Below are 18,871 nucleotides of genomic sequence, written 5' to 3'. Positions count from 1 at the left end.
TCTCCCTTAAAGCTTGGCCGGTGCGGCAGGTGGCATGTCGCTGGCGTGTTTTTGTACGTATTGTGTCAGCACGCGCAGCTGTTCCTGTGTCAGCGAGGTACGCGGCGCCATGCCTTTGATGACGCCGATCCATTGGTTGGCGTTGAAGCGATCGAGCGCGGTCAGCCCGTGGCAGCCGGTGCAGTTGGCCGACATCATGTCCGCGGCGTAGCGCCAGATTTTTTGCTGATCGTCGATCAGCTGCTTGCGCGGCAGCCACACCTGCAGAGAGACCTGATGCCAGACCAGGCCGGTTTCCGCATCGGTCTGGGTGGACGCGGTCTTCAGCTGTTTGCGCGCGTCTTCACCCAGCAGCACGCTGAGGATGCGTTTGCCCTGCGCGGCGTAGAACACTTCGCTGACCCCGTCTTGCTGCCAGCCGCTCACGGTGGCCAGCACCTTGTCGCCATCCTGTTTCACCACCTGCACTTCGGTGGACGGCATCAGGTTACCGGCATTATGGCTGTCGTCTGCGCTGAGGAAGAACGGTTCGGTGGCGATGGTGTAGAGGGTGGTGGCGCCCGGTGCGGTCAGCGCCGCGGCCTTGGCCAGCTCGGCGGCGCCGGCCTGGGTTTCGCCGCTCATGTCCGGCAGGATGTGGGCCACGCCTTTATGGCAGTCGATGCAGGTTTCGCCCTGTTTGATCGCCACCGGGTGCTGCAGGCGCGCCTCAGGGCGCTGGGCGGTGATGTCCATGGCGTCGTAGCTGTGGCAGGAGCGGCAGGTGGCCGAGTCGTTCTCTTTCAGCGTCTTCCAGACCGACTGCGCCATCGCCAGCTTGTGCGCTTCATATTTTTCCGGCGTATCGATGGTGCCGACCATCTCGCCGTAGATGTCTTTTACCGCGCGGATTTTGGTCCACAGGTAATCGATCGGCTGGTGCGGCACGTGGCAGTCGGCGCACTCGGCGCGGATACCCTTGGTGTTTTGGAAGTGGACGCTGCCCTGATATTCGGCCAGCGGTTGTTGCATGGTGTGGCAGGAAACGCAGAAGGCGGTATCGCTGGTTTTATGGAATACGGTGGCGGTCCCGGCCAACAGCGCCGCGCCGAGGATAATCCCCAGCAGCAAAAGCCATAGCCATCCCCACCGGCGCTTTTTTTCAAAGCCAGTCAGTTTTTTGCTCATGGTAAACCCGCTTATAATTATGAATTTAAAATAAAATCTTGCCAAAAGGCCGCCGACCGGAGGTCAGAATGCCACGTCGATTGCAGGGGTAATGATAGAAGAGGGTTAACCCCATGGGGTTATCCGTAGTCAAAAAAATGGCGTATATCGCAAAAAATAGCGTTATATTCTATTTTATATAGCGATGGGCTGTGAGGCAGGCAACGCGAACGCCGCGCGCTCGCGAAGGGCTCAGGCCGTTGGCAAGTAGGTTTGGCCGCTCAGCCACAGGCGGATCGCCGTGCGGCTGGCTTCGAAATGGGGTTCCGGCAGAGAGTCTGGCGCGCACCAGCGCCATTCGGCGCATTTTTCGGGTTCTTTCAGCTCGGCTTCGCCGCCGGGATGCGCCACCTGCAGACAGATGGACACCGTGTGTTTGCCTTCGGCGCGCCAGGTTTGCAGATTGTTGCTGACGCCAACGAAGCGCGGCGGATCGATGATCAACCCGGTTTCTTCGGCAATTTCGCGCTGGGCGCACTGCTCGAAGGTTTCACCGGCATCCAGATGCCCGCCGGGGATCGACCAAAAGGGCGCGTGGGAGCCGCAGCGTTTGCCCAGCAAAATCTCGCCTTGCGGGTTCACGATGATCACCCCGACGCCCGTCACTACATTCATGCTTTTCTCCGTCAGCAAAGTTTCAGCACAGTATGTCATTTTGCCCCGGCGCTGACCAATGCGCCGATGAAAGTGTGCGTAAGCTCAAAAATCTGCAATGGCGAAAGGGAGAAAACTTGCTTTCATCTTGCGCTGCTTACACACTACTTGAAACGTTTCAGCGTTATCCGACCGCTTGTGGGCAGCGGGTAACGCTCCTTTTTCTCAATGAAGCTGAAACGATTCAATTCAGCAGGAGAGGAGAATCATGTTCCAGTTGTCACCGCAAGACATTCATCTGGGCGCCGCTGCCGCCGATAAGCAGGAGGCCATCCGTCAGGTGGCCGCCGCGCTGACCGACGCCGGCTGCGTCAGCGCCGGTTATGTGGACGGCATGCTGCAGCGCGAACTGCAGACGTCCACCTACCTGGGCAACGGCATCGCCATTCCGCACGGCACCACCGATACCCGCGATCTGGTGTTGAAAACCGGCGTGCAGGTGTTCCAGTTCCCGCAGGGCATCGCGTGGGGGGAGGGCCAGACCGCCTATGTGGCGATCGGCATCGCCGCCCGTTCCGACGAGCATTTGGCGCTGCTGCGTCAGCTCACCCACGTGCTGAGCGATGACAGCGTGGCGGAGCGGCTGGCGAAAACCACCTCCGCGGAAGAGCTGCGCAGCCTGTTGATGGGCGAACGGCAGAGCGCCGAATTCCAGTTCGACGTTTCGCTGATTGCGCTCGACGTCGCCGCCGACAGCCTGATGACGCTGCAGGCGCTGAACGCCGGCCGTCTGCAAAAAATCGGGGCGGTCAACGCGCAGTTCGTCAGCGATGCCATCACCCGCAAACCGCTGAATCTGGGGCAGGGCATTTGGCTGAGCGACAGCGTTGAAGGCAACCTGGCCAGCGCGGCCACCGTCAGCCGCCCGGCGCAGGCTTTCGTGGAAGACGGCGAGCCGGTGGCGCTGCTGCTGACGGTGTCGGTCGCCGACGCGCAGCCGCTGGCGGTGCTCAACTACCTCAGCGATCTGCTGCTGGCCAACAAAGCTGAACGCTTGCTGAAGGCGGATGCCGCCGGCGTGCTGGCGCTGCTGACCAGCGACGTGGCGGAAGAGAGCAGCGTGCTGAGCGCCGAATTCGTGATCCGCAACGAGCACGGTCTGCACGCGCGGCCGGGCACGGCGCTGGTCAACGTGATCAAAAGTTTCAACAGTGACATCACCGTCACCAACCTGGACGGCAGCGGCAAGCCGGCCAACGGGCGCAGCCTGATGAAGGTGGTGGCGTTGGGCGTGAAGAAAGGGCATCACCTGCGCTTTACCGCCAATGGAGAAGATGCTGAAGCCGCGCTGAAGGCGATTGGCGAAGCGATTAATGAAGGACTGGGCGAGGGCGCAGCATGAGCAGAAGAGTAGCAACAATCACCCTGAACCCGGCGTACGATCTGGTGGGTTTCTGCCCGCAGATTGAACGCGGGGAAGTCAACCGGGTAAAAACCGCCGGCCTGCACGCCGCCGGTAAGGGCATCAACGTCGCCAAGGTGTTGAAAGATTTAGGCATCGACGTCACCGTCGGCGGCTTCCTGGGCAAAGATAATCAGGACGGTTTCCAGCTGCTGTTCAGCGATCTGGGGATCGCCAACCGCTTTCAGGTGGTGCCGGGGCGCACCCGCATCAACGTCAAGCTGACGGAAAAAGACGGCGAAGTGACCGATTTCAACTTCTCCGGCTTCGAAGTGACGCCGCAGGACTGGGATCGCTTCGTCAGCGACTCGCTGAGCTGGCTGGGCCAGTTTGACATGGTGGCGGTGAGCGGCAGCCTGCCGGCCGGCGTCGATCCCGACGCGTTTACCGACTGGATGACCCAACTGCGCGCCAAGTGCCCGTGCATCATTTTCGACAGCAGCCGCGAAGCGCTGGTCGCCGGGCTGAAGGCCTCGCCGTGGCTGGTCAAACCGAACCGCCGCGAGCTGGAAATCTGGGCCGGTCGCCCGCTGCCGACGCTGGCGGACGTGGTCGAGGCCGCGCATGCGCTGCGCGAACAGGGCATCGCCCACGTGGTCATCTCCCTCGGCGCGGAAGGCGCGCTGTGGGTTAACGCATCCGGCGCCTGGATCGCCAAACCGCCGTCCTGTGAGGTGGTCAGCACCGTGGGCGCCGGCGATTCGATGGTCGGCGGCCTGATTTATGGCCTGCTGATGCGCGAATCCAGCGAACACACCCTGCGTCTGGCCACGGCGGTAGCGGCGCTGGCGGTCAGCCAGAGCAACGTCGGCGTGACCGATCGTCCCCAGTTGGCCGCGATGATGGCGCGCGTCGATCTGAAACCTTTCAATCAATAGCAGGAGGCAGAATGAAAACGCTGCTGATGGTAGACAGTTCGCAGGGACAGGCCCGTGGCCACCTGGCGAAACGCATGCTGGAGGCCGCCGCGGCCAAAGCCGGCCTGACGCTGGTCGAGTCGCTGCAGGACGCCGAACTGGTGGCGGTGGCGGGGCAGGCTGCTCCTGCTGACGCCGCGCTGAACGGCAAATTGATCTATGTGGGCGAGGTAGAACAGGCGGTGCGTGAACCGGACGCGTTTCTGGCGCGCGCCCAGGCCGAAGCTGAAACCTATCAGGCGCCGCAGGCGGCTGCGGTGAAAGCCGATGGACAAAAACGCATCGTGGCGATCACCGCTTGCCCGACCGGCGTGGCGCACACCTTTATGGCGGCCGAAGCCATTGAAAGTGAAGCCAAGAAACGCGGCTGGTGGGTAAAGGTGGAAACGCGCGGCTCCGTCGGCGCCGGCAACGCCATCACCCCGGAAGAAGTGGCGGCGGCGGATCTGGTGATCGTCGCGGCGGACATCGAAGTGGATCTGGACAAGTTTGCCGGTAAGCCGATGTATCGTACTTCCACCGGTCTGGCGCTGAAGAAAACCGCGCAGGAACTGGACAAGGCGCTGGCCGAAGCCGAAGTGTTCCAGCCGCAGCAGCGCAGCGGCGCGGCGCCGACGGCGAAGAAGAAAGAGGGCAACGGCCCGTATCGTCACCTGCTGACCGGCGTGTCCTACATGCTGCCGATGGTGGTGGCGGGCGGTTTGTGCATCGCGCTGTCGTTCGTGTTCGGCATCAAGGCGTTTGAGGTCAAGGGCACCCTGGCGGCGGCGCTGATGCAGATCGGCGGCGGCTCAGCCTTCGCGCTGATGGTGCCGGTGTTGGCCGGTTTCATCGCCTTCTCCATCGCGGATCGTCCGGGCCTGACGCCGGGCCTGATCGGCGGCATGCTGGCGGTGAGCACCGGCGCCGGGTTCCTGGGCGGCATCATCGCCGGTTTCCTGGCGGGTTATGTCGCCAGGGCGATCAGCAGCAAGCTGCGCCTGCCGCAAAGTATGGAAGCGCTGAAGCCCATCTTGATCATTCCGCTGGTGGCCAGCCTAATCACCGGCCTCATCATGATTTACGTGGTCGGCACGCCGGTGGCGAAAATCATGGAAGGCCTGACCCATTGGCTGCAGTCTCTGGGCACCGCCAACGCCGTGCTGCTGGGGGCGATCCTGGGCGGCATGATGTGCACCGACATGGGCGGCCCGGTGAACAAAGCGGCCTACGCGTTCGGCGTGGCGCTGCTCAGCTCCTCGGTGTATGCGCCGATGGCGGCCATCATGGCGGCGGGTATGGTGCCACCGCTGGCGATGGGCCTGGCGACGCTGCTGGCGCGCCGCAAGTTCCCGAAATCCGAACAGGAAGGCGGCAAGGCGGCGTTGGTGCTGGGGCTGTGCTTCATCACCGAAGGGGCGATTCCGTTCGCCGCCCGCGATCCGATGCGCGTGTTGCCGTGCTGCATCGCCGGCGGGGCGCTGACCGGCGCGCTGTCGATGGCCTTCGGCGCTAAGCTGATGGCGCCGCACGGCGGCTTGTTCGTGCTGCTGATCCCGGGCGCGATTTCGCCGGTGTTGCTGTACCTGGTGGCGATCGCCGCCGGCACGCTGTTGGCCGGGGTGGCTTATGCCCTGCTGAAACGTGCTGAAACGCCGGTCGCCGCCGCGGCGTAAGCCTCGCCGATACCGCAAAACGCGCAGCCCAGAGCTGCGCGTTTTTATTTGTGTCTTAGGCAGTTAGCACGATTTACCCCTGGTCAGAAACCACAAGGCTTTCTAAGCTGATAGCGCGACCTTGTTCCTGCGAACAAGGAATGATTCAAGGAGATTCATCAGTGGCTAAAAAAGTGGCGATCGTACTGACATCCGGTTTCGCCGATTGGGAATACGCGCTGATTGCCGGCGTTGGCGGCCCGTTTTATGGGCTGGATGTGGCGTTTTTTGCGCCGCAGGCCGGAACGCTTCGTTCACAGGGCGGGTTGACGGTGGACGTTGCTCACGGCGTGGCCGAATTGGCGGACTGGCGCCCCGAGGTGCTGGTGGTGGTCGGCGGCACCCTGTGGGAAACCGAACGGGCGCCGGATATCCGCGCGTTGCTCAACGAGCAGCATCAACGCGGCGCGACCCTGGCGGGCATTTGCGGCGGGACGTTGGCGTTGGCGCGGGCCGGCCTGTTGAACGGCAGGGCGCATACCTCCAACGATGCCGAGTTCTTGACGCGCAACGTTGCGGGCTACAGCGGGCAGCGCCATTACGTTGCGAGCGTCGTCGCCGTTGTGGATGACCGCGTCATTACGTCACCGGGATCGGCGCCGGTCAGTTTTACCACCGCGGTGTTCAGGGCTGCGGGCCTGGATGAAGAAACGCTGCGTCAGTTCGGCGCCATGCTGGCGGCGGAGCACGCGGTGGGGGAAACCGCTCGCGCTTAAGCGAGCGGCCAGGGGAGGGTTACTGCTGCGTCTTCAGCCAGGCGATCTCTTCGGCCCAGATATCCGGGTTTACCGTTTCCAGAATCAGCGGGATGTTGTCGAAACGCGGATCGCGCATGATGTAGCTGAACACCGTTTTGCCGATGTTGCCTTCCCCCAGGCTGTGATGGCGGTCGACGCGGCTGTTGAACTCGCTCTTGGCGTCGTTCAGGTGCATGCCGCGCAGGTAGTTGAAACCGACGATGTCGCCCAACTGCTTGAAGGTGCGCTCGCACTCTTCTTCGGTGCGCAGATCGTACCCGGCGGCGAAGGCGTGGCAGGTGTCGATGCAAACGCCGACGCGGCTTTTGTCTTCGACGCCGTCGATGATCGCCGCCAGGTGCTCGAATTTGAAGCCCAGGTTGCTGCCCTGGCCGGCGGTGTTCTCGATCACGGCCGTCACGCCGGCGGTTTTATCCAGCGCGATGTTGATCGATTCGGCGATGCGCGCCAGGCATTTATCTTCGTCGATTTGTAGCAGGTGGCTGCCGGGGTGGAAATTCAGCAGCGTCAGCCCCAGCTGTTCGCAGCGCTGCAGCTCGTCGATAAACGCCTCGCGCGATTTTTCCAACGCGTCGGCTACCGGGTGCCCCAGATTGATCAGGTAGCTGTCGTGCGGCAGGATTTGCCCCGGCCCGTAACCGTACTGGGCGCAGGCGCTCTTGAACTTATCGATCACGTCGGCGGCCAGCGGGGCGGCCTTCCATTGACGCTGATTTTTGGTGAACAGGGCGAACGCGGTCGCCTCCAATTCGTGCGCGCGGATAACCGCCTGATCCACGCCGCCTGACGCGCTGACATGTGCACCGACAAACTTCATCTTCATTCTCCTGTGTTATCGGTGACATTATGGCATTGATGGCGGGCGGATTGAATGGCGAAAAGCGGCGGCCCGCCGAAGCGGGCCGCCGAGGGAGATTACAGCAGGTGTTGCACCAGTTGGTTTATCGCGCCGCCGCCGACCAGCAGCCAGACGAACAGCAGCGTTGCCAGCAGAATCGGTTTCATCCCGGCCTGGCGCACGGCGCTGATGTGGGTAGTCAGCCCCAGCGCCGCCATCGCCATCGCCAGCATCCAGGTGTCGGCGGTGATCAGGTGCCGCACCAGCGTGGCCGGCAGCAGGTTGAAGGAGTTCAGCCCGGCGACGGCGATAAACAGCACGGCGAACCACGGAATGGTGATGGCGGATTTTTCCGCCTTGCCTGCGCTGCCTCGGCTGATGTAGCCCGACAGCAGCAGCAGGAACGGCGCCAGCATCATCACGCGGATCATCTTGGCGATCACCGCCGCATTTTCGGCGTCAGGCCCGATGGCGTGCCCGGCGGCGACCACCTGAGCCACTTCGTGGATGGTGGAGCCGGCGTAGATGCCGAAGGTTTCCTGGCTGAACGGCAGCCACTGGAAGTGTTCATTCAACTGATACAGCCACGGATAGGCGAAGATCGCCAGGGTGCCGAACACCACCACGGTCGAGACCGCGACCGCCACTTTGCTGGAGTCGGCCTTCAGCACCGGCTCGGTGGCCATCACCGCCGCCGCGCCGCAAATGCTGCTGCCGGCGCCGATCAGTATCGCGGTTTGGCTGTCGATGCCGAACACTTTCTTGCCGAGCCAGCAGGCCAGCAGGAAAGTGGTGATCAGGGTCAGCGCATCGATGATGATGCCGCTGGCGCCCACGTCGGCGATCTGCTGAAAGGTCAGCCGGAAGCCGTAAAGGATAATGCCCAGACGCAGCAGGCGCTGTTTGGCCAGCTGTACGCCGCTGTGACAAACGGTTTGCCAGCGGGGGTACAGCGTGTTGCCCACCAGAATGCCGAGCAGGATCGCCAGCGTCAGCGCCCCCAGCCCCAGCTCCGCCACCCAGGGAATGTCGCCGGCCCAGACGGCCAGCGCGGTGAGCGCGCCGGTCAGCGCCAGCCCCGGCACCAGCCGCGGCAGGCCGAACAGCGGGAAGCGTCGCTCGGGGTAAGTGTGAGTGGTATCAGTCGCCATATAAAGTCAGTCCTTCAGTCTGTTTCTTGCGGTCAAGAGTACGTTTGGGCTGAATAAAAGAGAAATTGATTATATATTTATAACCTATCTGAATAAGTGGTATGGGGTCAGCCATTGGCATAACGCCGCATTGCGGCTAGGGTGTGGAGGAGCGGCGAGCCGCCGTCAATTTTCCAACTAACAGGAGCAGGTGATGGATACCGACGATCAACGCAGAGAGCAGGTAGATCAGGAAGTGGGCCGCGCGGTGCGGCGGTTGATTGAAGAAAACAAGGCGATCGACCGCGACCATCTCGCGGCGATGCTGCAATTGATACTGCGGGACGAAACCGGCACGCCGCGAGAGCCGGTGCTGGCCGCGGCGGCGCAGCTGGTCGCGTTGGGCAAATAGCGCGCCGATCTGGCCGCAAACAGGGTAGCCTGGCAGGGCTGCCCACCACACCATGTGGGGGTTCTCTGGCAGAACCTTCTTTCAATACCGGGACAGCTATGCATATCACGTTGCGTCAACTGGAAGTCTTTACCGAAGTGCTGAAAAGCGGTTCGACCACGCAGGCCTCGGTGGTGCTGGCGCTGTCGCAGTCGGCGGTCAGCGCGGCGCTGGCGGATCTGGAAGGGCAGTTGGGCGTGCAGCTGTTCGATCGCGTCGGCAAACGGCTGGTGATCAACGAGCACGGCCGGTTGCTGTATCCCAAGGCGCTGGCGCTGTTGGAACAGGCGGGGGAGATAGAGCAGCTGTTTCGCCATGACGGCGGGGCGTTGCGCATCGCCGCCAGCAGCACCATCGGCAACTACATGCTGCCGGAGATGATCGCCCGCTACCGCCGGGATTTTCCCGCCACGCCGCTGGAGCTGAACGTCGGCAATAGCCAGGACGTAATCGTGGCGGTGGCGGATTTTCGCGTCGATCTGGGGCTGATCGAAGGGCCTTGCCATATGCCGGAGCTGGTGACGCAGCCGTGGCTGGAGGACGAGCTGGTGGTGTTCGCCGCGCCGGATAACCCGCTGACCCGTCAACCGCCGACGCTGGAGGCGCTGGCCAATGCGCCGTGGATCCTGCGCGAGCGCGGTTCCGGCACCCGTGAAGTGTTGGACCATCTGCTGTTGGCGCATCTGCCGCACTTCCAATTGGTGATGGAGCTGGGCAACTCGGAGGCGATCAAGCATGCGGTGCGGCACGGCATCGGCATTAGCTGCCTGTCGCGGCGGGTGGTGGCGGAACAGCTGGCCAGCGGCGCGCTGGTGGAACTGCCGGTGCCGTTGCCGCCGCTGCGCCGCACCCTGTACCTGATCCGCCATCGGCAAAAGCACGTCTCCAACGCGTTGCAACGTTTTCTCAGCTATTGCGTGCTGTAACCGGCGGCACGTCAAGCCCTCTGCTGCCGCGCAGGCCGGAAAAAGCATAAAAACCTGCGCGCGCTCACATTAATGAGAGTAAGTAAGGCTATAAGGGCCGCAGCTAATAATTGCCTCTGAATTATGAAGCTATCTTATATCGGTGCAATGTTGCTAGTTCACCGGCGGGTATTTGTTACAATCCGCCCTCATTTTTCGAAGAGCAGATAGATAGGGAACGAATGGCTCAGCAGGATATAAAAACATCGGGGCAGCAAGCACCCGGATTGCGCCGTGAATTGAAAGCCCGGCATTTGACCATGATCGCCATCGGCGGCTCCATCGGCACCGGCCTCTTCGTCGCCTCGGGCGCCACGGTTTCTCAGGCAGGCCCCGGCGGGGCGCTGCTGTCTTACGCTCTGATCGGTTTGATGGTGTACTTCCTGATGACCAGCCTGGGCGAACTGGCGGCCTTTATGCCGGTCTCCGGTTCATTCTCCACCTACGGCGCCAAATACGTAGAAGAAGGCTTCGGCTTCGCGCTGGGCTGGAACTACTGGTACAACTGGGCGGTGACCATCGCCGTTGACCTGGTGGCCTCGCAGTTGGTGATGAGCTACTGGTTCCCGGACACCCCGGGTTGGATCTGGAGCGCGCTGTTCCTCGGCCTGATGTTCCTGCTGAACTACATTTCGGTGAAAGGGTTCGGCGAGGCGGAATACTGGTTCGCGCTGATCAAGGTCAGCACCGTGATTATCTTCATCGCCGTCGGCGTGATGATGATCGTCGGCATTCTGAAGGGCGGCGAGCATGCCGGCTGGCAGAACTGGACAATAGGAGACGCGCCGTTTGCCGGTGGCTTCTCGGCGATGATCGGCGTGGCCATGATCGTCGGCTTCTCGTTCCAGGGCACCGAACTTATCGGCATCGCAGCCGGCGAATCGGAAAACCCGGGTAAAAACATCCCGCGCGCGGTGCGTCAGGTGTTTTGGCGTATCCTGCTGTTCTATATCTTCGCCATTCTGATCATCAGCCTGATCATTCCGTACACCGATCCGAGCCTGTTGCGCAACGACGTGAAAGACATCAGCGTCAGCCCGTTCACGCTGGTGTTCCAACATGCCGGCCTGCTGTCGGCGGCGGCGGTGATGAACGCGGTGATCCTGACGGCGGTGCTGTCGGCCGGTAACTCGGGCATGTATGCGTCGACCCGCATGCTGTACACCCTGGCTTCGGAAGGCAAGGCGCCGCGCATCTTCGCCAAGCTGTCGAAAGGCGGCGTGCCGCGCAACGCGCTGTACGCGACCTGCGTGGTAGCCGGCCTGTGCTTCCTGACGTCGATGTTCGGTAACCAGTCGGTTTACCTGTGGCTGCTGAACACTTCGGGCATGACCGGTTTCATCGCCTGGTTGGGCATCGCCATCAGCCACTACCGTTTCCGTCGCGGCTACATGCTGCAGGGGCGCGATCTGAACGATTTGCCGTACCGTTCCGGTTTCTTCCCGCTGGGGCCGATCTTCGCCTTCGTGCTGTGTCTGATCATCACCCTGGGGCAGAACTACCAGGCCTTCCTGCAAGACAAGATCGACTGGTACGGCGTGACCGCGACCTACATCGGTATTCCGCTGTTCCTGCTGATTTGGTTTGGTTACAAGCTGTCGCAAGGCACCCGTGTCGTGAAGTACAGCGAGATGGAATTCCCGAAGATGGACGTGAAGTAATTTTCGGTGAGTGACACGCGGCGGGGGGCTCCCGCCGCGTTTTGTTTTACTTTTTCCCGCCTTTGGCTTCCGCCAGCGCCTGCTGCGCCGAGCTCATCAAACTCTCTACCGTCGCGTAATCCTGCGTCAGCGCCACAATGCCGGCGTTAAGCTGCATGTTCACCTCGCCGAATGCACCAAAATCGTAGGGCGCCTCCAGCGGCGGCACAATGCGCGCCAGAAACTCGCTTTCCGCGCCGTAGGGCAGATCGTGCACCAGAATCAGAAACTGGCCGCCGGTATAGCGGCAGATATAGTCGCTGGGGCGGATCAGCGTCTTGAGACGCTCGCCGACGGTGCGCAGCACGTCGTCGCCGATCTGGACGCCGTGGCTTTGGTAGAGCGCCGCCAGCGGGCCGAATTCAAGAATGAACAGATGGGAGATCGGCTGCGCCGTTCCGGGACGGCAGATGCTGCGCATCACCGCCTCGCCGCCTGCGCGGTTGAGAAAGCCGGTCAGGCGATCGCGGTGCGACGCCTGCTGCTTCTCCCACGCCAGCGTGACGTGCTGTACCAGCTGGCGGTGGTAGCGCGCGATCATGCCGTGGGCCAGCACCAGCCACAGCGGCGCGAGGTCCGCCAGGACAAACAGGTTTTGCACGCGCGACAGCGGCGCCGCCAGCAGGTAAGGCAGCGTCAGCGCGATCACCTCAAGCAGCGCGAAGCGCGGGGCGGCGGCGTGGCGTTGCATCAGCCAGCAGGCCAGGGCGGTGATCGTCAGGCCGGCGAACAGCATTAAGACGAAGCGGCCCGAGAGCATCGCCAGAGCGGCGCTGGCGCCGACCAGCAGCGCCCACAGCAGCACCGTCACCAGCATGGCATTCGGCCAGGCCGGTTGACGCCGGCGTGCCAGCCAGGCTCGCCCGGCGGTCAACAACAACAGCAGCAGCAGCAAACCGATGCCGAGCGGCCGCTGGACCAGCCAGGCGTACCCCGCTAGCAGCGCGGCCGGCCCTGCGGCATTCAGCCAGGGCGTGAGAGGAGAGGGCGTCAGCGTGAGACGCAGCTGGCGTTGAAACGGCTCGTCATCGGCGTGCAGCGGGCTGTATAACAGCCAGTTCAGCAGCGCCGGGCGTTTGGGCGTTACCGCCGGAGATGGACTTCTCATTACAGCCTCGTCAATCAATAAGGCCGCTCTTGCGGCGGCCTGAAGTTTTTTTGCACGCGCGGTGCTGTGATTTTGGATTCTATGTGGTTTTGCCGTTATTTGTCAGAGTCTGGTCGGATCAGGAAGAATTTTCAGAATAATTAACCTACTGGCCGTTGGCGGGGGAAAGCGTGGTGGTTTGAAAAATGGCGATAAAAAACAAATTATTACATTTCGACAACGCCGTTTTCACCTATTGATATGATTGATAAGTATTATCGTTTGTTTTATTGTTAACGGCCGTGCGCAGGCTGCTGCCGCACACTTTTCGGTTCACGGCGGCCGCTTTCGCGCCGCTGTCATGATGGTTGCAACAGGTATCTTAACTAATGAGCGTATCCACCGATCCCATGACTGAAGCCAAGGGGCAACCCGACGCCGGCGTGATGGGGCGTTATCAGCATATTCTTCGCCATCGCCTGTTGATGATGGGCGTATTGGCATTGGCGATCCTGGGCTCGCTGCTGCTGGATTTCACCATGGGGCCGTCCGGCCTGTCGTTGTCGTCCTTATGGCAAACGCTGCTTGATCCCGCCGCGGCCGATGCCGGCACGCGGGTGATCGTCTGGGACATCCGCTTGCCCTATGCGTTGATGGCGGTGGTGGTGGGCTTTGCGCTCGGCCTGGCCGGGGCGGAAATGCAGACCATCCTGAATAACCCGCTGGCCAGCCCCTTCACCCTCGGGGTGTCTTCCGCCGCGGCCTTTGGCGCTGCGCTGGCGATCGTGCTCGGTATCGGCATTCCGGGGATCCCCGATCAGTGGTTCATCTCCGCCAACGCCTTTATCTTCGCGCTGTTCGCCGCGCTGATGCTTGACGGCATCACGCGCTGGACGCGGGTCGCCACCTCCGGCGTAGTGCTGTTCGGCATCGCGCTGGTGTTTACCTTCAACGCGCTGGTCTCGATGATGCAGTTCATCGCCAGCGAGGACACGCTGCAGGGGCTGGTGTTCTGGACCATGGGCAGCCTGGCGCGCGCCTCGTGGGACAAACTGGGCATTCTGTTCGGGGTGTTCGCCGTGCTGCTGCCGCTGTCGATGATGAGCTCGTGGAAACTGACCGCGCTGCGTCTGGGTGAAGACCGGGCGGTGAGCTTCGGCATCGACGTGCGTCGGCTGCGTTTGACCACGCTGCTGCGCATCAGCATGCTCTCGGCGCTGGCGGTGGCTTTCGTCGGGCCGATCGGCTTTATCGGTCTGGTGGCGCCGCACATCGCCCGCATGATCTTCGGCGAAGATCACCGTTTCTACCTGCCGGCCAGTGCGCTGATTGGCGCGCTGGTGCTGTCGATGGCCTCGGTGGCCTCGAAAAACCTGGTGCCTGGGGTAATCATCCCGGTGGGGATCGTGACGTCGTTGGTCGGGGTGCCGTTCTTCCTGAGCATTATTCTGCGCCACCGGGGGAACGTATGAGCCAGGGTTTACGGATAGAAAACTTCTCGGCGGGTTACCCGAAACGCCAGGTGATCGACAATCTCTCGGTGCCGATGCTGCCGCGCGGGCAAATCACCGTGTTGCTGGGGCCGAACGGCAGCGGCAAATCGACATTGCTGCGCTCGCTGGCCGGGCTGAACCCGGCGCAGGGCAAGCTGTGGCTGGACGACGGCGATTTGATGCAGATGCCGTTCGCCCGTCGGGCGGAGAAAGTGGTGTACCTGCCGCAGTCGCTGCCCGCCGGGGTGCATCTGCACGTGCTGGAGTCGATCATCGTGGCGCAGCGCGCCTCGGGCGGCCGCAGCAACGCCGGCAGCGAAGCGGAAGTGATGGCTTTGCTGGAACAGCTGGGCATCGCCCACCTGGCGCTGAGTTATCTCGATCAGCTGTCCGGCGGCCAGAAACAGTTGGTGGGGTTGGCGCAGTCGCTGATCCGTCAGCCGTCGCTGCTGCTGCTGGATGAGCCGCTGAGCGCGCTCGATCTCAACTACCAGTTCCACGTGATGGATTTGGTGCGCCGCGAAACCCGCAAGCGCGATATCGTGACGGTGGTGGTGGTGCATGACATCAACATTGCGCTGCGTCACGGCGACCACGTGCTGATGCTGCAGGATGGCGATCTGATCGCCGACGGCGCGCCGGATCAGGTGATTACGCCGCAGAGCCTGGCGCGGGTCTATGGCGTGCGCGGGCGCATCGAGCGTTGCTCGCAGGGCACGCCGCAGGTGCTGATAGACGGTCTGGTGAACCAGCCGACGATATAATCCAGGAAAAAGCCCGGCATCGCCGGTAATGCCGGTCAGTTAAGCCTGACTGGCATTTTTTTATCCCATCTTTGTGTGTTTCGTGCAGCCTGAATTGCCGTAAAAATCTCTCATTTCTCTGATGCCGTAGCGAACGGCAATTGGAGGGGCCGAAGGCGCGGCCCCTCCACCTGCGCCTTCGCTTAACACCGTCTGTCCGCTACGCGGATACCCTCGCCGTGTCTGCGTTGTCGGGCGGGTCGGCTGCGACAAACGTCCCTGTTAGTCTCGCCTCAACCGGCCTTCCCTGGCCGGTTGCCCCTGACAACGCCGTCTTGCTCGGCAGCCAGTGATGCGCGCTCAAGGTCAACACCTGAGCTGGCAGCTACTGGGAAATCTGCCGCTGATGAGGTTGTGGTAGAGAAGTTGGAGATGAGCGCGGTGTTGGGCGCCCTTGAAGACGCCGAACGCAGGCATAGCGCATTAGGCGAAACCGCCATGGACGGCGGTTTCAGGTGAGACAGGCAGGGACGCCTGTCGCAACCGGCCTCAATGCGCTATGGCGGAGGGAGGGAAGTTGGCAAAGCCAACCGTCTGACAGGGCAAAGGCGCGGGTTGCCAGGGGCCGCGCCTTCGGCCCCTGGCTCGGTCGAGGTGCGGGAGTCTCATGATGCACCTCTCATTTATCGACCGAAAGCGTCACGAGTACTTCAAAAAAACGCTAACTGACACGCATTACGGCATCGCCGGGCTTTTTTTATCGCGCAGCGCGGTTCAGTGCTTCGCTCACGCGTTCGACGACGTGCTGGGCGGTGACGATGCCGCCGGACAGATAGACCTCGGCCGCCGGCAGGTAAACCACCTGGCCTTTTTTCACCGCCGTGGTTTTCTTCAGCGCGGTGCCGGTGAGGATTTTCTGCGGCGCCACCGCGTTCGGCCGACCGGTCGCGGCGTCTCTGTCGATGACGAACAGCCAGTCCGGGTTCAGTTTGGCGACCTGCTCAGGCGTCAGCTTATTGCCGCGCACGTCTTTTTCATCGGACTGCAGCGCGGACGAGAAGCCGAGGGCGTCATAGACGAAGCTGAAACGGCTCTTGGGGGCGTAAGCGCTGATCTTGCCGCCGGAGAACAGCACCACCAGCCCGCGTCCGGCCTGGGCGGCCTGCGGTTTGACCGCCGCGATCTGCGCATCCAGCTTATCGATCGCCGCCTGCGCCTGTTGCGGCTTATCGAACAGCTCGCCCAACTGCAGGGTGCGCTGTTTCAGGCTGCCCAACTGATCCTGCTGATCGACGGACATGTTCAACGTCGGCGCCAGCGCGTTCAGCTCGTCATAGGCTTTGGACGCCCGGCCGGCGATCAGGATCAGGTCCGGTTTGGCGGCGCGCAGCACGGCCATATCCGGCTCGAACAGGGTGCCGGCATTGAGGTATTTGTCATCCTGATAGCGCTTCAGGTTATCCGGCAAGTTCTTGCGATTGCCGGGCAGCGCCAGCGGCTCGACGCCCAGCAGCTGCAGCGTTTCCAGCGAAGCGTAATCCAGCACCACGATACGCTGCGGGTGCTTCTTCACCTCGGTGCTGCCGTTCAGGTGCTGGACGTTGACGGTGGCCGAGGCCGCCGGCGCGTCGGTTTTGCTGTGGCAACCCGCCAGCGCCATCGCGGCCAGCAGGGCGATCATCAGGGGGGAGCGGCGTAATCTCATGGGGCTTCCTCTCGGTGATGGAATGAAAAGGGCGCGCAGCGCGCGCCCGGGGGCATCAGAAGTTGTAGGTCATGCCGACGGTGTAACGGCGGCCGTCCAGCGTGGTGCGGTAGTGATCGTAATCCACGGTCTTGTCGAGAATGTTGTAGACCCCGCCGGTCAGCTGCAGGTTTTTCGCCGCCTGGTAGCTCAGGCCCGCATCGACGAAGGTGTAGGATGGGGTGCTGGTCTCCATCGACGTGCGGCTCAGGTAGTCTGAGGTGCGGCTGCGGAAGTTAACGCGCGACCACAGGCTGAGGTCTTGCGTAGCCTGCCAATCCAGCACGGTGTTGATCATGTGCTTAGGCATCTGGTTCAGCGCCTTGCCCTGGAACTCGCCGCTTTTCTGCTCGGAAGCGGTGTAGGTGTAGTTGGCGTTCCACTTCCAGTCTTTATTGATCTGCCAGCCGAAGGTGGCCTCTACACCGCGCATATTGGCTTTGTCGACGTTGACGCGATCGCTGATAAAGTCGTAGACGTCATTGCCGATCTTACAGTCCGGCGTGTCTTCGCAGCGGCGCACTTCGGTGATCTTGTTCTTGAAGTCGGTGTTGAAGACGGTCACCCCGGCATTGACGCCTTCCAGGCTGTCCCACATCAGGCCGATCTCTTCGCTCAGGCTCTTCTCCGGCTGCAGATCCGGGTTGCCGACGATGATGCCGTTACGCACGCCGCCGCCGGTGACCTGGCCCCAGCTGGCGGAGGATTGGCGCAGATCCGGCGAACGGTAGCCGGCGGAGACGCCGCCTTTCATCGTCCACTGTTCGGTCAGGTGCCAGACGCCGTACATGCGCGGCGACCAGTGGCTGCCGAAGTTCTGATCGCGATCCATACGGATGCCGCTGGTCAGGCTGAAGTCGTTGGTCAGCGCCCATTCGTCCTCGGCGAACAATGCCCAGCTCCAGCGCGTCAGCTGGTTGACGTCTTGCGCCGAGCTCAGCTGGTTGCCGCTGTCGCCCAGTTTCTCATAGCGGTATTGGCCGCCGAGGTTCAGCATGTGGGCACCCAGCTCGAACTGGTTCTGGGTGTTGAAGATGGTGTTGTACATCTTCATCTTGCGGCCCGGGTTATTGGTCTCTTCCCGCTGAACGTAGCTGGTGGAGTTACCGAAGTCGTAATAACCGTTGTGGGTCAGCGCGTAGTTGGTGCGGGTGTAGAGATTTTCGCTGCGAGAGGTAGGTTTGCACTTGCCTTTGCTGCAGCGCTCCGCCACCACCGATTTGCCCGGCGTGCTGTTGCGATCCTGCAGCGAGCGGCCGATTTCGAAGTCGAATTCGTTTTTCTCGTCCGGCGTCAGAGTGAACACCGCGGTGCCGCTGCGCATGCGCTGTTCGTTGTAACCGTTGGCGATTTTATCTTCGGCGCGGCGCGACAGCAGGCCGTTGACCCGCACGCCGAGCAGGCCTTCAATCAGTGGGCCGGAGGCGTAGGCGTTGGTCTGGAACAGATCGCCGGAATCGCGGTTTTCCTGAAGGGTGGCGTCGCCGTGCAGCGAGCCTTTCCACTCGGTGCGGGAAGTCTTGCGGGTGATGACGTTGATCACGCCGCCCATGGCGTCGGAACCGTACAGCGAAGACATCGGCCCGCGCACCACTTCGATGCGCTCGATGGCTTCCATCGGCGGCAGCCAGCCCTGTTCGATGCCGGCGTTATCGCTGTTCGGCCGGGTGCCGCGGGTGTCAACGCGCTTGCCGTCCACCAGGATCAGCGTGTACTTGGAGGACATGCCGCGGATGCTGATGTCGCTGCTGCTGGCGCCGCCGGTGACGACCACGCCCGGCACGTCTTTCAGCGCGTCGGTCACGTCGCGATAGGCCTTATCTTCGATCTGCTGGCGCGGGATCACCGAGATGGAGGCGGCGGAGTCCTGAATTTTTTGCTGGAAGCCGGAGGCGGTGACGACCATGGTGTCTTGGGTGTCGTCCTGCGGCGCGGCCAGTGCGGCGGTGGCGCTGAGTGAGGCGATCACCAGAGCGGCGAGCTTGCTGTAACGTGGCGTTTCCATGAGGTAAACCTTTCCTGGATTGAAGTGAAAGTAATTAACCAATTGAATTTCTAATGAAATAATTCATCGTTCGCTGAGAAATCC

16 protein-coding genes are annotated in these 18,871 nt (G+C 62.1%); 9 read left to right on the top strand and 7 right to left on the bottom strand.

What is annotated here, in order from left to right:
* Positions 1-6: 6 nt before the first annotated feature.
* Both ACP3TA_RS22495 and ACP3TA_RS22490 read right to left on the bottom strand, forming a co-directional pair.
* A complete protein-coding gene (locus ACP3TA_RS22495; protein ID WP_033652538.1) occupies positions 7-1,167 on the bottom strand; it encodes a NapC/NirT family cytochrome c in 1,161 nt (386 codons plus the stop codon).
* A 231-nt stretch (positions 1,168-1,398) separates the two neighbouring features.
* On the bottom strand, positions 1,399-1,821 hold the full coding sequence (locus ACP3TA_RS22490) for a nucleotide triphosphate diphosphatase NUDT15 (protein WP_033652539.1): 423 nt from the start codon (positions 1,819-1,821) through the stop codon (positions 1,399-1,401).
* A gap of 247 nt (positions 1,822-2,068) precedes the next feature.
* On the opposite strand from ACP3TA_RS22490, the gene fruB reads away from it, so the two are divergent.
* From fruB to ACP3TA_RS22470, 4 genes are all read left to right on the top strand, one after another.
* Entirely contained in the window at positions 2,069-3,202 is a 1,134-nt protein-coding gene (gene fruB, locus ACP3TA_RS22485; RefSeq protein WP_033643805.1) for a fused PTS fructose transporter subunit IIA/HPr protein, read from the top strand.
* A complete protein-coding gene (gene fruK, locus ACP3TA_RS22480) occupies positions 3,199-4,140 on the top strand; it encodes a 1-phosphofructokinase (protein WP_015378523.1) in 942 nt (313 codons plus the stop codon). Before fruB ends, fruK begins: the two co-directional genes overlap by 4 nt.
* Before the next feature lie 11 nt (positions 4,141-4,151).
* Complete coding sequence (gene fruA, locus ACP3TA_RS22475; RefSeq protein ID WP_047025332.1) at positions 4,152-5,834, top strand: PTS fructose transporter subunit IIBC; 1,683 nt, start codon at positions 4,152-4,154, stop codon at positions 5,832-5,834.
* 161 nt (positions 5,835-5,995) lie between these two features.
* On the top strand, positions 5,996-6,589 hold the full coding sequence (locus ACP3TA_RS22470; protein WP_089197249.1) for a DJ-1/PfpI family protein: 594 nt from the start codon (positions 5,996-5,998) through the stop codon (positions 6,587-6,589).
* Positions 6,590-6,608: 19 nt separating this feature from the next.
* Here ACP3TA_RS22470 and nfo read toward each other — a convergent pair whose 3' ends face one another.
* Both nfo and ACP3TA_RS22460 read right to left on the bottom strand, forming a co-directional pair.
* Complete coding sequence (nfo, locus tag ACP3TA_RS22465) at positions 6,609-7,448, bottom strand: deoxyribonuclease IV (protein WP_089197248.1); 840 nt, start codon at positions 7,446-7,448, stop codon at positions 6,609-6,611.
* Between the two features lie 98 nt (positions 7,449-7,546).
* Positions 7,547-8,620 (bottom strand): YeiH family putative sulfate export transporter, encoded by a 1,074-nt coding sequence (locus ACP3TA_RS22460; RefSeq protein WP_033652542.1) that lies wholly within the window; start codon positions 8,618-8,620, stop codon positions 7,547-7,549.
* A 193-nt stretch (positions 8,621-8,813) separates the two neighbouring features.
* Here ACP3TA_RS22460 and ACP3TA_RS22455 point away from each other — a divergent pair, with 193 nt between their 5' ends.
* From ACP3TA_RS22455 to ACP3TA_RS22445, 3 genes are all read left to right on the top strand, one after another.
* On the top strand, positions 8,814-9,011 hold the full coding sequence (locus ACP3TA_RS22455; RefSeq protein ID WP_033643799.1) for a hypothetical protein: 198 nt from the start codon (positions 8,814-8,816) through the stop codon (positions 9,009-9,011).
* 98 nt (positions 9,012-9,109) lie between these two features.
* On the top strand, positions 9,110-9,976 hold the full coding sequence (yieE, locus tag ACP3TA_RS22450; protein ID WP_021505917.1) for a DNA-binding transcriptional regulator YeiE: 867 nt from the start codon (positions 9,110-9,112) through the stop codon (positions 9,974-9,976).
* A gap of 221 nt (positions 9,977-10,197) precedes the next feature.
* A complete protein-coding gene (locus ACP3TA_RS22445) occupies positions 10,198-11,676 on the top strand; it encodes an amino acid permease (protein ID WP_033643798.1) in 1,479 nt (492 codons plus the stop codon).
* A 46-nt stretch (positions 11,677-11,722) separates the two neighbouring features.
* Here ACP3TA_RS22445 and ACP3TA_RS22440 read toward each other — a convergent pair whose 3' ends face one another.
* Entirely contained in the window at positions 11,723-12,823 is a 1,101-nt protein-coding gene (locus ACP3TA_RS22440; protein WP_033652543.1) for a GGDEF domain-containing protein, read from the bottom strand.
* Positions 12,824-13,191: 368 nt separating this feature from the next.
* On the opposite strand from ACP3TA_RS22440, the gene ACP3TA_RS22435 reads away from it, so the two are divergent.
* Together ACP3TA_RS22435 and ACP3TA_RS22430 are read left to right on the top strand one after the other, a co-directional pair.
* On the top strand, positions 13,192-14,274 hold the full coding sequence (locus tag ACP3TA_RS22435; RefSeq protein WP_033643796.1) for a FecCD family ABC transporter permease: 1,083 nt from the start codon (positions 13,192-13,194) through the stop codon (positions 14,272-14,274).
* Positions 14,271-15,059 carry an ABC transporter ATP-binding protein gene (locus ACP3TA_RS22430; RefSeq protein WP_033643795.1) on the top strand — a complete coding sequence of 263 codons (789 nt, stop codon included), beginning with the start codon at positions 14,271-14,273 and terminating at the stop codon, positions 15,057-15,059. The genes ACP3TA_RS22435 and ACP3TA_RS22430 overlap by 4 nt, the downstream gene beginning before the upstream one ends.
* Before the next feature lie 736 nt (positions 15,060-15,795).
* Here ACP3TA_RS22430 and ACP3TA_RS22425 read toward each other — a convergent pair.
* Together ACP3TA_RS22425 and ACP3TA_RS22420 are read right to left on the bottom strand one after the other, a co-directional pair.
* Positions 15,796-16,743, bottom strand: coding sequence for a siderophore ABC transporter substrate-binding protein (locus ACP3TA_RS22425; protein WP_099784159.1), 948 nt, complete (start codon positions 16,741-16,743; stop codon positions 15,796-15,798).
* A 55-nt stretch (positions 16,744-16,798) separates the two neighbouring features.
* Positions 16,799-18,787 (bottom strand): ligand-gated channel protein, encoded by a 1,989-nt coding sequence (locus tag ACP3TA_RS22420; protein ID WP_046687513.1) that lies wholly within the window; start codon positions 18,785-18,787, stop codon positions 16,799-16,801.
* Positions 18,788-18,871: the final 84 nt, after the last annotated feature.

It is taken from the genome of Serratia sp. 2C06, from assembly GCF_050037615.1.
In the GTDB taxonomy this organism is placed as follows: Bacteria; Pseudomonadota; Gammaproteobacteria; order Enterobacterales; family Enterobacteriaceae; genus Serratia; species Serratia ureilytica.
The sequence above is the reverse complement of the archived record's forward strand: the minus strand, read 5'-3'. Positions and strand labels throughout refer to the sequence as shown.